Origin of the sequence: Arcobacter acticola (assembly GCF_013177675.1) — a bacterium.
In the GTDB taxonomy this organism is placed as follows: domain Bacteria; phylum Campylobacterota; class Campylobacteria; order Campylobacterales; family Arcobacteraceae; genus Aliarcobacter; species Aliarcobacter acticola.
This window is the reverse complement of the sequence record NZ_CP042652.1, coordinates 1,886,052-1,901,513: the sequence shown is the minus strand read 5'-3', so window position 1 is coordinate 1,901,513 and position 15,462 is coordinate 1,886,052. Positions and strand designations below refer to the sequence as shown.

The 15,462-nt window shown below is 28.6% G+C and carries 14 protein-coding genes; 8 read left to right on the top strand and 6 right to left on the bottom strand.

Going from position 1 to position 15,462, the window contains the following annotated elements; genetic code table 11:
• Position 1: 1 nt before the first annotated feature.
• Both AACT_RS09785 and AACT_RS09780 read right to left on the bottom strand, forming a co-directional pair.
• Positions 2-1,276, bottom strand: a complete 1,275-nt coding sequence (locus tag AACT_RS09785) for a thiolase family protein (RefSeq protein WP_172126628.1) — start codon at positions 1,274-1,276, stop codon at positions 2-4.
• A 9-nt stretch (positions 1,277-1,285) separates the two neighbouring features.
• Positions 1,286-3,019 carry an AMP-dependent synthetase/ligase gene (locus AACT_RS09780; RefSeq protein ID WP_172126627.1) on the bottom strand — a complete coding sequence of 578 codons (1,734 nt, stop codon included), beginning with the start codon at positions 3,017-3,019 and terminating at the stop codon, positions 1,286-1,288.
• 203 nt (positions 3,020-3,222) lie between these two features.
• Here AACT_RS09780 and yddG point away from each other — a divergent pair, with 203 nt between their 5' ends.
• Positions 3,223-4,110, top strand: coding sequence for an aromatic amino acid exporter YddG (gene yddG, locus AACT_RS09775; protein WP_172126626.1), 888 nt, complete (start codon positions 3,223-3,225; stop codon positions 4,108-4,110).
• Between the two features lie 15 nt (positions 4,111-4,125).
• Here yddG and AACT_RS09770 read toward each other — a convergent pair whose 3' ends face one another.
• Positions 4,126-4,383: a hypothetical protein gene (locus AACT_RS09770; protein WP_172126625.1), complete on the bottom strand. Its 258-nt coding sequence runs from the start codon at positions 4,381-4,383 to the stop codon at positions 4,126-4,128.
• Positions 4,384-4,536: 153 nt separating this feature from the next.
• Here AACT_RS09770 and AACT_RS09765 point away from each other — a divergent pair, with 153 nt between their 5' ends.
• Positions 4,537-5,559 carry a GGDEF domain-containing protein gene (locus AACT_RS09765; RefSeq protein WP_172126624.1) on the top strand — a complete coding sequence of 341 codons (1,023 nt, stop codon included), beginning with the start codon at positions 4,537-4,539 and terminating at the stop codon, positions 5,557-5,559.
• Here AACT_RS09765 and AACT_RS09760 read toward each other — a convergent pair.
• Complete coding sequence (locus AACT_RS09760; RefSeq protein WP_172126623.1) at positions 5,549-5,992, bottom strand: YiiD C-terminal domain-containing protein; 444 nt, start codon at positions 5,990-5,992, stop codon at positions 5,549-5,551. The genes AACT_RS09765 and AACT_RS09760 overlap by 11 nt on opposite strands.
• A gap of 381 nt (positions 5,993-6,373) precedes the next feature.
• Here AACT_RS09760 and AACT_RS09755 point away from each other — a divergent pair, with 381 nt between their 5' ends.
• From AACT_RS09755 to AACT_RS09745, 3 genes are all read left to right on the top strand, one after another.
• Positions 6,374-8,947 (top strand): bifunctional aconitate hydratase 2/2-methylisocitrate dehydratase, encoded by a 2,574-nt coding sequence (locus AACT_RS09755; RefSeq protein ID WP_172126622.1) that lies wholly within the window; start codon positions 6,374-6,376, stop codon positions 8,945-8,947.
• A gap of 90 nt (positions 8,948-9,037) precedes the next feature.
• Positions 9,038-9,745: a hypothetical protein gene (locus tag AACT_RS09750; RefSeq protein WP_172126621.1), complete on the top strand. Its 708-nt coding sequence runs from the start codon at positions 9,038-9,040 to the stop codon at positions 9,743-9,745.
• A gap of 14 nt (positions 9,746-9,759) precedes the next feature.
• The gene (locus AACT_RS09745) at positions 9,760-10,332 is read left to right on the top strand and encodes a class I SAM-dependent methyltransferase (protein ID WP_172126620.1); all 573 of its coding nucleotides are present in this window, start codon (positions 9,760-9,762) and stop codon (positions 10,330-10,332) included.
• Between the two features lie 77 nt (positions 10,333-10,409).
• On the opposite strand, the gene AACT_RS09740 is transcribed toward AACT_RS09745, so the two are convergent.
• Together AACT_RS09740 and AACT_RS09735 are read right to left on the bottom strand one after the other, a co-directional pair.
• Positions 10,410-11,354, bottom strand: coding sequence for a sugar-binding transcriptional regulator (locus AACT_RS09740; protein ID WP_172126619.1), 945 nt, complete (start codon positions 11,352-11,354; stop codon positions 10,410-10,412).
• The gene (locus AACT_RS09735) at positions 11,351-12,061 is read right to left on the bottom strand and encodes an HAD family hydrolase (protein WP_172126618.1); all 711 of its coding nucleotides are present in this window, start codon (positions 12,059-12,061) and stop codon (positions 11,351-11,353) included. The genes AACT_RS09740 and AACT_RS09735 overlap by 4 nt, the downstream gene beginning before the upstream one ends.
• A 265-nt stretch (positions 12,062-12,326) precedes the next feature.
• Between AACT_RS09735 and AACT_RS09730 the strand changes: the two genes are divergently transcribed.
• From AACT_RS09730 to AACT_RS09720, 3 genes are all read left to right on the top strand, one after another.
• On the top strand, positions 12,327-13,634 hold the full coding sequence (locus tag AACT_RS09730) for an ABC transporter substrate-binding protein (protein WP_172126617.1): 1,308 nt from the start codon (positions 12,327-12,329) through the stop codon (positions 13,632-13,634).
• A gap of 98 nt (positions 13,635-13,732) precedes the next feature.
• On the top strand, positions 13,733-14,608 hold the full coding sequence (locus tag AACT_RS09725; protein ID WP_172126616.1) for a carbohydrate ABC transporter permease: 876 nt from the start codon (positions 13,733-13,735) through the stop codon (positions 14,606-14,608).
• 10 nt (positions 14,609-14,618) lie between these two features.
• Positions 14,619-15,449, top strand: coding sequence for a carbohydrate ABC transporter permease (locus AACT_RS09720; protein ID WP_172126615.1), 831 nt, complete (start codon positions 14,619-14,621; stop codon positions 15,447-15,449).
• Positions 15,450-15,462: the final 13 nt, after the last annotated feature.

The following is a 15,462-nucleotide window of genomic DNA, read 5'->3' as shown; positions in this document are numbered from 1 at the left end:
TTTATACCTCCAATAAGAAAGATGCACCTTGCCCGCCACCAATACATAGTGTTGCAAGACCTAGTTTATCATCTCTTCTTTTTAACTCTTTAAGAGCTGTTAAAACAATTCGAGCTCCACTCATACCAACAGGATGTCCTAAAGCAATTGCTCCTCCATTTATATTTAAAATAGATTCATCAATTTCCCCTAAGGCACTACTATTAAATGCTTTTTTACAAAAATCATCTGATTTAAATGCTTCAAGGTTTGCAATAACTTGAGCTGCAAAAGCTTCATTTAATTCAATTACATCAATATCTTTTAAAGAAACACCCGTTTTATCAAATAGTTTTTTTGTGGCATAAATAGGCCCTAATCCCATTCTATGTGCATCAAGTCCAGCATAAGCATAATCTTTTATAAATCCAATTGGTTCAAGATTTAATTGTCGAGCTTTTGATTCAGTACAAACTATTAAACTACAAGCTCCATCTGAAACTTGAGATGAGTTTCCAGCTGTTACTGTTCCACTTAATCTGTCAAAAATTGGTTTTAATTTATTTAAAGCTTCGATTGTTTGATTAAATCTTACACCATCATCATCTATTATTGAAGCATTTTTCGTCATTATTGGATGAATTTCTTCTTTGAATATTCCACTTTCAATTGCTTTTTGAGCTTTTAAATGAGATTTTAGAGCATATTCATCTTGAGCATCACGGCTAATTTTAAACTCATTTGCTAAGTTTTCAGCTGTAATTCCCATGATTTTTCCAGAAATTGGATCTGTTAATCCCGAAATCAAACCAATAGTAGGTTTTAAGAATCCCAATCTAAACGAGCTTAATATTTTAAGTTTTTGAGCAAGTGATTTAGAGTAGGTAAATTTTGTAATAAAATTTCTAAATTCATCACTATAAAGTAATGGAATATTACTCATTGATTCCATTCCTCCAACTAAATATAAATCACCTTGATTTGAGTGTAATTTTTCAATGGCACTTGAAATTGACTGCATTCCTGACGCGCAATTTCTATGAACTGTATATGCAGGTGTACTTTGTGGAAATCCAGCTCTAATTGCCATAACTCTGGCTATATTTGCAGCATTTGCAGGTTGGGCTACATTTCCCATGATTACTTCATCAAAGAGTTTATACTCTAGGTTATTTCTTAAAACTAACTCTTTTGTAATTATTGCACCTAAGTTATCAGCACTTACGTCATTTAGTTTTCCATTTGCTTTTGCTATTGGACTTCTTAATCCATCAATTACGGCTATTCTTTCTTTCATTTTTAGCTCCTAATACATACTATTTATAATTTCTTCATATTTTTCTTCAATTACAATTCGACAGATTTTCATAGAAGGTGTTAATTCACCACCTTCTATTGAAATATCATTGGTAATGATTTTGAAATTAACTATTTTTTCCCATTGATTTAAATCTTTATTAATATTTTCTATATAGTTTGAAATATTTTTAATAATATCACTACTATTATAATACTCTTCTATAGTTAAGCTTTTATTTGATTTTTTTGCAATTTCATATTTTTCAATATCTACAAAAAGTAGGGCCGTTGTGTACTTTCTATTTTGAGATATTACAACTGCAAACTCTATATATCTATTTTTTGATAGCTTTTGTTCAATTGCAACAGCATTAACATACTCTCCCGTTGAAGTTTTAAATATCTCTTTTGCCCTAGATGTAATATAAAGGTAGCCATCTTTATCTAAAGATGCAATATCTCCTGTATGAAGCCAGCCATCTTTATCGATAGTTTTAGCTGTTAACTCTTCTTGATTTAGGTAACCTTTCATTAAAGAAGGACCTCGTACTAAAAGCTCTTTATTTTCATCTATTTTAATTTTTGCACTTGGAAGAATTTTTCCACAAGATCCAACTTTGTTTGCATTTGGAGCATTTGTAGAAATTACAGGTGAAAACTCTGTTAATCCATAACCTTGATAAACGGGAATTCCAATATTTACAAAAAATTGTGCTATCTCTTTTGATAGAGGAGCTCCTCCACTTATTAGTTTTTGAAGTCTTGAACCAAAAATTTCCCTTAATTTTGAATAAACAATTTTGTCATAGATTTTAAAAAGTAGGGCATTTTTATCTATACTTTCTTTTAGTGCATATTTAAAAGCAAAACTTGCTATTAACCTTAAGATTAAGGGCTTTTGAGAAATATTTGATTTGATTTTATTAAATATTTTTTCAAGAAGTCTAGGAACGGCCGTCATAATAGTTGGTTTTACTATTTTTAACAAATTTGATACATTTGTTATATCATCTACAAAATAGATACTAATTCCTCGACTTAAATAATAACTCATAACAGTTCGCTCAAATATATGTGCAAGTGGAAGCAGTGATAGTGCAATTTCACTTTTTTCTAAATTTATTAGAGTATTTATATCATGAAGTTGAGAAACTATATTTTTATGGCTTAGCATTACACCTTTTGGTGTTCCTGTATTTCCACTTGTATAAATAATAGAAAAAACTTCATCTTCATTTGCTTTATGGCTTGTAAAACCTTTTGAATCACAGATTTGCTGACCTATTACTAAAATTTCATCAAAATTATAAAAGTTTGGCTCTTTTATACAAAAATTATGTGTGATAAAAGTTAAGTGTGAGTTTTCCTCTTCGATATCTTTTAATCTTTCTTGTGAGTCAATAAACATATATTTCATTTTTGAATCTTTAATTTCAAAGTTTAGATTAACACTTGAAATATTTGCAAAAATAGGAACACTTATGGCTCCAACTTCATGAATGGCAAAATCAAAAATTAACCAAAAAGGTGAAGAATTAGCAAAAATACCAACTGTGTCACCTTTTTTTATCCCTAAATCTTTTAAAGCAAGACTTAGGCAAATTATTTTATTTTTAAAATCATTTGTTGAAATATTTTTATATTGGCCATTTGATAGATAGTTTAAAAATTTTTTATTATCATAAGTGTTTGATATGTAGGAAAAAAGCTCATTATATGTTTTGAAATTATAATTATTCATCTCATATCCTCCATAAAATTAAAATTAATTTATAAAAATATTATAACAAAAAATCAAATAGATAATTTTTTCTTCTTAAATAGATAAATTTAAAATCTATTTTTTGTCTCTTTTATGTCAAATTTACTCATATTATAAATAATAAATTAAATATAAGAACTTTATATTAATTTAGATATAGTTCCAAAAAATTAAGGTTTTATATGCAAGCAAGAAGAGGTAATATCTACGGTATTTTAGCCATAATTATGTGGGGAAGTTTAGCTTTATTTTCCATATTAACTACTCATATTCCAGCTTTTCAACTCACAGCTATGGCATTTTTCGTGGCTTCATGTATAGGATTGATTTTATTAAAAAAGCAAAATATTAAGATAATACAGTTATTAAAACTTCCTTTAAAAGTTTGGATTATAGGAGTAGTAGGTCTTTTTGGTTATCATTTTTTTTATTTTTTAGCTATTAAAAATGCACCTGCAGTTGAAGCGAATCTTTTAAATTATTTATGGCCTTTACTTATTGTTCTATTTTCTGCTTTTTTACCAAATGAGAAATTAAAGTGGTTTCACATTTTAGGCGCTTTATTTGGACTTGTAGGGGCTTTTTTATTAGTTTCAAAAAATGGTAGTTTCAGCTTCGAAGTACAGTATATGTGGGGTTATATTTTTGCTTTAATTGCTGCACTTACTTGGTCATCATATTCTGTGATATCAAGAACACTATCTCATATTCCAACTTATGCAGTGACTGGATTTTGTATTGTAACAGTTATTTTATCAACTATTTGTCACTTTATTTTTGAAATAACAGTAATCCCAAATCAAAGTGAGCTTTTTGGAGCTTTAATGTTAGGTTTAGGGCCTGTTGGCGGGGCTTTTTATTTATGGGACTATGGGGTTAAAAATGCAGATATAAAACTTTTAGGTTCGATTTCATATTTTACACCATTATTATCCACATTTATTTTGGTTTTATTAGGATATGCAACTTTTACTTTAAGTATCACCCTTGCTTGTGCATTTATTATTATAGGTTCATTTATAAGCTCAGCTGAATATCTAAAAGCTATTAAAAAGTTTTTTTTTAGATAAGAAAAGAGTTGATACCTACTCTTTATCTATTCTCATATCTTCTAAAACTTCTAAAATATCCAAAGCATCTTCTTCTGTAATATTATTATTTGCAATATCAAGTTCAACTTCATCAAAATATGCTTTCATTTCTTCTAGATATTTAAGCTCATCTCTATCATCCTTTGAGCAATCACCACTATCAACAATATCCATCATCTCTTCAAGACTTTCATCTAATTCTGGAATTAGTTCCTCTTTTAGAACGTTTTCTAGTTTTTTTATATTTGACATTTCTTTTCCTATTTTTTAACTAATATTAACAAAAAAATCTAAAAATGCCTATTTTAAATCGTTATTTAATAATTTATGTACTATATTACAAAAAATAAATATAACAATAATTAGTTTTCTATAAATATTATTTTTTAAAAATAAAGGTAGCTTATGAATAAAAAACCTAGCTATGAAGAGTTAGAAGAAAAGATAAAAAAACTTGAAAATTCATCAATACTAAATTCTCTAAAGCAAGATATAAAAATAAATGAGATTTTTTTTAAAAAATTATTTGATACTATTCCTAATCCTATTTTTTATAAAGATATAAATGGAGTTTATCAACATTGTAATGATGCTTTTTCAAAAACAATTTTAGGAATCGCAAAAGAGGAAATTATAGGGAAAACACTTTGTGATTTAGAAGAGGTTATCCCAAAAGAGTATGCTGAAATTTATCATGAGAAAGATCAAGAACTTTTTTTAGCAGTAAAAGAGCAGTTTTATGAGGCAAAAGTAAAATGTGCTGATGAAGAAATCAGATCTTACCAATTTTATAAATCAACTTTTGTTGTTGATGGTGAAATCTTAGGTCTTGTTGGGGTTATGTTGGATGTTGGTGATTATAAAAAAACTTTAAATGAACTTGATGAAAAAAATAAATTATTAAGTAATTTAAGCATTACAGATCACTTGACAGGGCTTTTTAATAGAAGATATTTTCAAAATATAATTGATAAAAAAATTAATTTATTAAGCAGACACAATTATCAATTTTATTTTGCTTTGATTGATATAGATTTTTTTAAAGATTATAATGATGCCTATGGTCACCATAAAGGTGATATTGCTTTACAAGAAGTTTCAAATGTATTAAAAGAAATTTTAAATAGACAAACAGATTATGTTTTTAGAGTAGGTGGAGAAGAGTTTGCAATAATATTTGAAGTTGATAGTAAAGATAATGCTATTTCTATTATGGAAAATCTAAGAAAAAAAGTTGAAGATTTAAAAATCATCGCTTGTAATTCTACTATTTGTAATTATTTAACCATATCAATAGGTTTAGGATATATCAAAAAAGCTAGTCCTGATGCAAATAGTGATCAAATTTATGATGAAGTTGATAAACTTTTATACGAATCAAAAGATAATGGACGGAATCAAATAACTACAAGGGATATTATAGTTTAATTACATAATATCCTTGAAATTCTACATAAGTCTCATTATTTTCTATAATTATTGAATTTATTTTAATTGAAGCACTTTTTTTAGTTTGTAATTTTTCTTTTAAAGTTGCAATCTCTTGCTGTGATGGTTTTTGTGTATAACAAACAATATCTTTTGTTACAGGTTTTTTATAAGAGTTTTCATTTTTTATTACTACAATATTTTTACTATTAAAGCCAAGCTCTTTTGAAATAAGCCAACATAAACTCCAAGATGAAATAATAGTCATAGTACTTAAACTCCCACCAAATGCAGTTCCTTTATCATTTATATTGATATTTAAAGGTGCTGTTGTTATAAGTTCTTTTTCATTGTATTCTTTAATATTTATATTCATTAGTTTAGTAAGTGGAATTTCATTATGTAATTTTTTTTGAAGTTCTTCTAATAACATTTACTCCCTTTTCTTGATCTTTTTATATGAAATTAGACAATAATATAACTTTTCTTTATATTAATTATATACTAATAATAGATTAAAAGCTCGAGTATATTGATGATTTATATGAAGTATTGATTACAATTATTTAATGATTTCTTATTTTAAATAAATAATATGATGTACAATAATTGTACAGTATTAAATTAGAAATAGCGTCTGTAAAATGTCAATTAATCATCTTTTTGTTTTAATTTAGCTTAATGCGCTATTTTTGTGTAACTTTTATTTACATAAATAAAAACTTGTACAATTCTTTACAAAACTTGTACATACTAATTTTTTTCTTTGTGATATAATAAATCAAACTTTCTAAAATAAAAGAGGAGATAATATATGAGTTTATTAGCAAATTATAAAGCACATTCGCAAGAGAGATTAAATGAAGGTGGTTTACCTGCATTACCTTTAACTGCTGAACAAACTGCTGAATTAGTAGAATTATTAAAAGCTAACCCAGTTGCTGAAGCTGAGTATTGTTTAGATTTATTTAAAAATAAAATTAATCCAGGTGTTGATGATGCTGCTTATGTTAAAGCTGCATTTTTAAATGACATCGTTCAAGGAAACGTAACATGTTCAGTAATTTCAAAAGTTGAAGCTGTTGAAATTTTAGGAATGATGATGGGTGGATTTAATGTTACTCCATTAGTTGAAGCATTAAAAATTGATGAAGTTGCATCAGCTGCTGCAAAAGAATTAAAAAATACTATATTAGTTTATAATGCATTTAATGATGTAAAAGAATTAATGGATGCTGGAAATGCAAAAGCTAAAGAAATTATTGAATCATGGGCTGCTGCTGAATGGTTTACTAATAAACCAGCTTTAGAAGAAGAAATGACTCTAACTGTATATAAAATTCCTGGTGAAACAAATACAGATGATTTATCTCCTGCAACTGTTGCATTTACAAGATCTGATATTCCATTACATGCAACTGCAATGTTACAATCAAGAATGGAAAAACCATTAGAAATGATGGCTTCTTTAAAAGAAAAAGGTCACCCTTTAGCATACGTTGGTGATGTTGTTGGAACTGGATCTTCAAGAAAATCAGGAATCAACTCAGTTCAATGGCATATGGGTAGAGATATTCCAGGTGTTCCAAATAAAAGAACAGGTGGAGTTGTATTAGGTTCAATTATTGCTCCAATTTTCTTCAATACTGCAGAAGATTCAGGATGTTTACCAATCGAAGCTTCTGTTGATGCTTTAGAAACAGGTGATGTAATTACTATTAAACCATACGCTGGACAAATCTTAAAAGATGGTGCTGTTGTTTCTGAATTTAAATTAGCTCCAAATACATTAACAGATGAAATGAGAGCAGGTGGAAGAATTCCATTAATTATTGGTAAAGGTTTAACTGCAAAAGCTAGAGCTGCTTTAGGTTTAGGTGCTTCTGATATGTTCGTTGCTCCAACACAACCAAAAGATAATGGAAAAGGGTTTACTCAAGCTCAAAAAATGGTAGGTGTTGCTTGTGGAATTGAAGGTGTTAAACCTGGTATGTATGTTGAGCCAATTTGTACAACTGTTGGATCACAAGATACAACTGGACCAATGACAAGAGATGAGATTAAAGAACTAGCTGCACTTTCTTTTGGTGCTGATATGGTTATGCAATCATTCTGTCATACTGCTGCTTACCCAAAACCAGCTGATATTAAATTAAGACATACTTTACCAGAGTTTATCTCTTCAAGAGGTGGAGTTACATTAAGACCAGGTGATGGTGTTATTCACTCATGGTTAAATAGATTATGTTTACCAGATACTGTTGGTACAGGTGGAGACTCTCATACAAGATTCCCAATTGGTATTTCATTCCCAGCTGGATCTGGTCTTATTGCATTTGCTGGAGTTACAGGTATGATGCCTTTAACTATGCCAGAATCTGTATTAGTAAGATTTAAAGGTGAAATGCAACCAGGTATTACTTTAAGAGATTTAGTTAATGCTATTCCTTACCAAGCTATTCAAGATGGTTTATTAACTGTTGAGAAAAAAGGTAAGAAAAATGTATTTGCTGGAACAATTATTGAGATTCAAGGTTTACCAGACTTAAAAGTTGAGCAAGCATTTGAATTATCAGATTCGGCAGCAGAGAGATCAGCAGCAGCTTGTTCAGTACAATTAGATAAAGAGCCAATTATTGAGTATTTATCATCTAACATCGCTTTAATTGGAAAAATGATTGAAGAAGGTTATGAAGATGCTAAAACACTTCAAAGAAGAGCTGATAAAATGCAAGAATGGATCAATAACCCAGAGTTATTAACTCCAGATGCAGATGCTGAATATAAAGCAATTATCGAAATCGATTTAAATACAATTACTGAGCCAATTTTAGCTTGTCCAAACGATCCAGATGATGTTGATACATTAACAAACATCAACAATGATCCAAAAAGACTTAAAAAAATCGACGAAGTATTCGTAGGTTCTTGTATGACTAATATCGGATTATTCAGAGCTTTAGGTGAAGTACTTAAAGGTGAGGGTGAAGTTCCTTCAAAACTATGGGTTGCGCCTCCAACAAAAATGGATAAAGAGCAATTAACAGAAGAAGGATACTATTCAATCTTTGCAGCTGCGGGTGCTAGACTTGAAATTCCTGGATGTTCTTTATGTATGGGTAACCAAGCTCAAGTTTCTGAAGGTGCTGCTGTATTCTCAACATCTACAAGAAACTTTGATAATAGACTAGGAAAAGGTTCTCAAGTTTATTTAGGATCTGCTGAAGTTGCAGCTGTTACTGCACTTTTAGGAAGATTACCATCTGTTGAAGAATATATGGAAATCGTACCTAAGAAAATTACAGAGAAAAACAGAGAGGGTGTTTATAAATACTTAAACTTCCACCAAGTTACTCCAGCTCAATTAAAAAACTTAGTTCACTCTTAATAGTTATTTTGGGATTTAAAAACCGAGGTCTTTGGCCTCGGTTTTTTTTTATATAGATTTTACTAATCAAATACAATAAAAGAAGAAATTATGTTCAAAAAAAGTATATGTACGATTGCAGTTTTATCACTTTTTACAGCTTGTGCTGAAAAAAATGATAATGTTGATACTTATGATTTATCTACTCATTGGTTTAATATGAAAAGTTTAGATAACAATAAAGTTGTTATAAATAAAAATTACACTGAACAATATAATAATGGCAATAAAACAAGTAGCTATGTAGATTTTAATGTTTACAAAAAAAATAAAACAGGTATATATCAAATAGAAAAGTATAGTTTTTTTGAGGATATTAATAAGGAAAATTATAAATCAATGCTTTTGGATAAAAATGTTGATTTAAAATATAATATTTCACAAAATGATATAAATGAAGAGTTTGAGCTTGATAAAAAGCAAGTTTCTTCTTATAAAAAAGATATAAAAATCAATGATAAAGTAATTGATGAAGTTGATATTGATGGAAATATATTGGTTTGTACTTTTACTAATTACCATAAAAATATAAACGTTAAAGATAAAATAAATACCTATTTTAAAGCAGAATATTTTGCTAAAGATAAAAATTATAATGATGTAGTAGAACTATCATGTAAAGATTCATTTATGGAAAATGAATATCATATCTACATGGCAAAAAATATGGGAACTATATTATTCATGGGAATAGGTGAAGAAGATGGTAGTGTAGTTGATACATTTTCAATTCTTGATACTCAAACTATTTTAGATTAAAATAAAGAGATAATATGGCAAAAAAAGATGAAATAAAATGGAATAAAAAATATCAAGAAACTCCTTCTTTACTTGAAGAGAGGAGACCTAGTGAAAAATTGATTGAAATAATACAAAAAGTAAAAGGCAAAAAAGCTCTTGATGTAGCAAGTGGAACTGGAAGAAACTCTGTTTATTTAGCAGCTAATGGCTTTGAAGTTGATGCTTTGGATATTTCGCAAGTGGCTCTTGATTCACTTAAAAGCAAAGGATTTGAAAATATTTCTTGTAAACTTGTAGATTTAGATGAATATGAAGTGCCTGAAAATTCCTATGACTTTATAGTTATGACAAATTTTTTAGATAGAAATATTATTGTTAAACTCTCAAATGCTCTTAAAAATGATGGAATTTTATTTATTGAAACATACATGCATGATATTATAAATGAAAAACCTTCTTCAAATCCAGATTTTTTATTAAAAAAAGATGAACTAAAAACTTTTTTTGATGATGCTTTTGAAGTTTTGGATTATGATGAATTTTTAAATGAAGAGAATGAACTATATAGAATGAAAAAGCAATCAATTGCAATTAGAAAATTGTAATTTTTACAAAGAATAATTTTAACCATAAAAAAGCTTCTAACAAATTATTGTAAAAAGCTTTTTTATTTAGCAAAACTCTAAGCTAACAGAGCTTTTGCACACATCTCATTTGTTATTAAGCCATTAATTAATTTACCTTCTAAAGCTGCTTTTATTGCTGTTAATTTTGCTTGTATTGCTGCAATTCCTATTATTAATTTTTCAGGATTCTTTTTAAGAGGAATACTTGTTAATCTTTTATTTGTACACCCATCTATTATATTTCCATTAATATCAAAGGCCCAACCTATAATTTCACCTACTGCTTTTGCTTCTAATAAAGAGTTTAACTCTTCTTCAGTGATAAAGTTATCTTTATACATAGGAGCAGTACCGTCTATTTGCCCAATTCCTACAAATGAAATATCAACCTTTTCTGATAAGGCTAAAATATTCTTTGTTGATTGTTGATTATGTAATAAATCTCGTTCTTCTTCAGTTTTAACTATTAAAGGAAGAGGCATAGGATAGTATGTTGCATTTGTTTTATCTGCAATTTTACTAACAACTTCATGGGAAGACGCCGAACCATCATTTGCCATATTTCCAACTAAAGATAGAAGTTTATGTTGAGAACCATTTATAGGTGATAGCTCATTTGCAATCATATTTAAAACTTTTCCTGTCCCTAAACCTATAATTAATGGCTCTTTTGATTCTAAATATTTTTCTAATATTTGAGCCCCTGCTTGTCCTAAGCCCACATTTGTACTAATTTCTTGCGTAACACTTGGAATTACTTCACACTCTTTTAAAGAGTATTTCTTTTTTAATTCAGATGCTAGTTTCATGCAACTAGCAATAGGATGATCAAGCCTTACTTTTATAAGTTTTTCACTTACTGATAATGAAACCATTCTTTGTGCTGATTGTCTAGAAATACCAAATTCATTTGCAATTTCTTCTTGATTGTATCCAGCAACATAATAAAGCCATCCTGCTCGTGCTGCTAAATCATATTTATCACCTTTTTTGTATATCATGATTGCTCTTCTTTCTTATTATTTATTGATAAATGAGGTAAATAGTCAAAAAACTTATTCATATCATCAAATACAAAATCAGGTTCATAAGAGTATTGATGATTTCTATCCCAAGTTATTAAATGACTAGCTCCTATAAAATGCCAAGTTTTCATACCAGCTTTTTTAGCACCTTCAATTCCTACTAGACTATCTTCTATTACTAATACATTTTGAGGTTCAATATTAAATTTTTTTGCAGAATTTAAATATATATCAGGAGCTGGTTTGCCTTTATCTCCTAAATTATATGCACTAAAAATATTATCTTTTAAATACTCATATATACCAACTGTTTTTAATGAACTAGTTGCTCGGGTTTTACTACTACTTGTTGCAACACATTTTTTGATATTTAATTGTTTTAAAATATCTTCAATTCCAGGTATAATTTTTAATTCTTTATCAAATACTTTTAGTAATTCAACTCTGTATTCTTCTTCAAAATTATCTGCTAACTGAATATTGAAATTTTTAAGAACATGGCCTTTTACCTTTAAATATGATTGTCCAATAAAATGTTTTTGTACATATTGTGTATCTATGTAAATTCCTAGTTTATTAAATTGCATAGATATTACTTTTGCACTTATGATTTCACTATCTATTAAAACTCCATCACAATCAAAGATGATTAATTGAATATTTTCATAATTTTCAATTTCCAAAATATTGAGCCTTTTATTAATTTTATAAATAGGAGTATACAAGTTTTTATTTTACAAAAAGATTATTATTAGATTTTATTAAAAGAGTTATTTAAAACTTAAAAAAAACTAAAGAAAAATATGTAAATTTTTTTTTTAAAATAGTATAAAAAATAGCCTTCTGTTAAGTTACAATTTAGTTTCAAGGTGTTATTATTTTCTCAAGTAGTGAGCTTTTGCTATCAGTATTGGCAAAAGCTTATTTTTGACTAAACTAAGGAGAGAGATGAATGTTAAAAAGATACTAAAAACGAGTGTTGTTACTGCAATTGCTAGTGTATGTTTAAATGCTGGTGATTTAACTATTGCTACAGTTAATAATGGTCACATGGTAGAAATGCAAAAACTATCAAAAGTTTTTGAAAAAGAGAATCCAGGTATTAACCTTAAATGGGTTGTTTTAGAAGAAGGTGTTTTAAGACAAAGAGTTACAACTGATATTGCTACTAAAGGTGGTCAGTTTGATATTATGACTATTGGTATGTATGAAGCACCAATGTGGGGTAAAAAAGGTTGGATTGAAGAAATGAAGTTTGATGCAGCTTATGATGAAAAAGATCTTTTACCTGCAATGGTAGATGGATTATCATCTGATGGAAAACTTTATGCAGCACCATTTTATGGAGAAAGTTCTATGCTTATGTATAGAAAAGATTTACTTGAAAAAGCAGGTATGACTATTACTGATAATCCAACTTGGGAACATATTTCTGAAGTTGCAAAAGTAATACATAATCCAGATCAAGGAGTTTATGGTATTTGTTTAAGAGGAAAAGCAGGTTGGGGTGACAATATGGCATTGATTACTACAATGGCAAATACTTTTGGAGCACAATGGTTTGATAAAGATGGTAGACCGCAATTAAACTCAGCAGCATGGAATAATACAATGGATTACTATGTTGACTTATTAACTAAATATGGACCTCCAGGTTCAAGTGGAAATAGCTTTAATGAAATTTTAGCTTTATTTAATGAAGGTAAATGTGGTATGTGGATTGATGCAACAATTGCAGCATCATTTATTTCAGATCCAGCACAATCAAAAGTTGCTGACAAAGTTGCATTTGCACAATCTCCTGTTGGAGTTACAAGTAAAGGTGCAAACTGGTTATGGTCTTGGGCTTTAGCTATTCCTTCTAGTAGTAAAAATGTAACAGATGCACAAAAATTCATTTCTTGGGCAACTTCTAAAGAGTATATCAAATTAGTTGGTGATACTAATGGTTGGGGAAAAGTTCCTACAGGTACAAGAAAAAGTACTTATGAAAATGAAAACTTCAAAAAAGCAGCAGTTTTTGCAGATGCTGAGTTAAAAGCAATTTTATCAGCAAAACCAAAAGACTCAACTTTAATGCCTACTCCTTTTGTAGGTGTACAATTTGTTACTATTCCTGAATTTCAAGGAATTGCAACTTCTGTTGGAAAAGATATGAGTGCTGCATTAGCTGGAAAAATTTCAGTAAAAGAAGCATTAGCCGATTCTCAAGAAACAGCTGAAAGAACAATGAAAAGAGCAAGATATTATAAATAATATCTAAATCAAAAAAAGAGGAAACTCTTTTTTTGATTCATGTCTATTTAAAATAATAAATTTTTTATAAATAACAAAACAATTTAACAAGGTTAATAATGAAATTTGAATTAAATAAAAGCACCGTTATGAACTTATTAAAAGCGCCTAGTATCATCGTTTTATTTTTATGGATGATAGTACCGCTTTCAATGACTTTGTATTTTTCGGTAATAAGGTATAACCTTTTAAGTCCTATGGATAATGGATTCGAAGGTTTAGGGAATTATGAATTTTTTATGACAGATGCTGCATTTATGCCAGCTATTTTAAATTCATTAATTTTAGTAGTGAGTATTATTGTTGTTACCATTATCTCGGGGATAATTTTAGCTGTTTTAATTGATAGAACATTCCCAGGTCGTGGAATAGTAAGAGTTATGCTTATTTCTCCATTCTTTATAATGCCTACAGTAAATGCTTTATTATGGAAAAATATGTTCATGAATCCAGTTTATGGGATGTTTGCATTTTTCTCTAATACTTTTGGATTAGAACCAATTGACTGGATGTCTGATTATCCATTGGTGTCAATTATTATAATGCTAAGTTGGCAATGGACTCCATTTGCATTATTGATTTTTATGACAGCTTTACAATCGCAAGATCAAGAGCAAAAAGAAGCAGCTGAATTAGATGGTGCTGGATTCTTTGCAAAGTTTTATTATTTAACTTTACCTCATTTATCAAGATCAATTGCAATTGTAATAATGATTGAAATGATATTCCATTTATCAATCTTTGCTGAGATTTTAATTACAACAGGTGGTGGACCAGGTAATGATGGTACTAACTTAACATATATGATTTTTACAAATGCTTTATTAAATTTTGATGTTGGAATTGCATCAGCTGGTGGTGTATTCGCAATCATATTAGCAAATATTGTAGCTTACTTCTTAATCAAGCAAGTTGGCAAAAGCTTAATGGCATAAGGAATAAAAAATGACTTATAAAACTAAACAAAAGATTACCCATAGATTACTAGTTGCATTAGCTTGGTTAATTGCAATTGTATTCTTTTTCCCAATATTTTGGATGATATTAACAAGTTTTAAAACAGAGTTACAAGCAATTGCTGTACCTCCGTTATTTGTATTTGATTTTACTTTTGAAAACTATTCATTAGTAAATGAAAGAAGTGATTATTTCCATCATGCAATGAACTCGATTATTACATCATTTGGTGCAACTTTATTATCACTAATAATTGCAGTTCCAGCAGCATACTCTTTTGCTTTTTCTCCTACGAAAAATACAAAAGATGTTTTACTATGGATGTTATCAACTAAGATGTTACCAGCTGTTGGAGTATTAGTTCCTATATATTTAATGGCACAAAAATTTGGTTTATTAGATACAAAAATAGTATTAATTATTATATTTGCACTTATGAATTTACCAATTATTATTTGGATGTTATTCTCATACTTTAAAGATTTACCAAAAGATATCTTAGAAGCTTGTAGTTTAGATGGTGCAAATTATCTTCAAGAGATGAGACATATTGTTTTACCATTATCTTGGGGTGGAATTACTTCAACTGGACTATTAAGTATTGTATTGTGTTGGAATAAAGCGTTTTGGTCTATAAATTTAACTTCAGCAGACGCAGCAACATTAACAGCACTAGTTGCTTCATATTCAAGTCCTGAAGGATTGTTCTGGGCTAAGTTATCAGCAATTTCAACATTGGCATGTGCTCCAATAGTAGTATTTGGTTGGTTCTGTCAAAAACAATTAGTACAAGGTTTAACCTTTGGTGCTGTTAAATAAAATTATTAGAATA

What these genes read in the sequence shown, in the direction of transcription:
- AACT_RS09770 (WP_172126625.1), bottom strand. Translation starts at nt 4,383, where the DNA reads ATGTCAAATATAAAAAAACTAGAAAACGTTCTAAAAGAGGAACTAATT.
- AACT_RS09725 (WP_172126616.1), top strand. Translation starts at nt 13,733, where the DNA reads ATGAAATTTGAATTAAATAAAAGCACCGTTATGAACTTATTAAAAGCG.
- AACT_RS09755 (WP_172126622.1), top strand. Translation starts at nt 6,374, where the DNA reads ATGAGTTTATTAGCAAATTATAAAGCACATTCGCAAGAGAGATTAAAT.
- yddG (WP_172126626.1), top strand. Translation starts at nt 3,223, where the DNA reads ATGCAAGCAAGAAGAGGTAATATCTACGGTATTTTAGCCATAATTATG.
- AACT_RS09785 (WP_172126628.1), bottom strand. Translation starts at nt 1,276, where the DNA reads ATGAAAGAAAGAATAGCCGTAATTGATGGATTAAGAAGTCCAATAGCA.
- AACT_RS09730 (WP_172126617.1), top strand. Translation starts at nt 12,327, where the DNA reads ATGAATGTTAAAAAGATACTAAAAACGAGTGTTGTTACTGCAATTGCT.
- AACT_RS09720 (WP_172126615.1), top strand. Translation starts at nt 14,619, where the DNA reads ATGACTTATAAAACTAAACAAAAGATTACCCATAGATTACTAGTTGCA.
- AACT_RS09740 (WP_172126619.1), bottom strand. Translation starts at nt 11,354, where the DNA reads ATGATATACAAAAAAGGTGATAAATATGATTTAGCAGCACGAGCAGGA.
- AACT_RS09760 (WP_172126623.1), bottom strand. Translation starts at nt 5,992, where the DNA reads ATGTTATTAGAAGAACTTCAAAAAAAATTACATAATGAAATTCCACTT.
- AACT_RS09765 (WP_172126624.1), top strand. Translation starts at nt 4,537, where the DNA reads ATGAATAAAAAACCTAGCTATGAAGAGTTAGAAGAAAAGATAAAAAAA.
- AACT_RS09750 (WP_172126621.1), top strand. Translation starts at nt 9,038, where the DNA reads ATGTTCAAAAAAAGTATATGTACGATTGCAGTTTTATCACTTTTTACA.
- AACT_RS09780 (WP_172126627.1), bottom strand. Translation starts at nt 3,019, where the DNA reads ATGAATAATTATAATTTCAAAACATATAATGAGCTTTTTTCCTACATA.
- AACT_RS09745 (WP_172126620.1), top strand. Translation starts at nt 9,760, where the DNA reads ATGGCAAAAAAAGATGAAATAAAATGGAATAAAAAATATCAAGAAACT.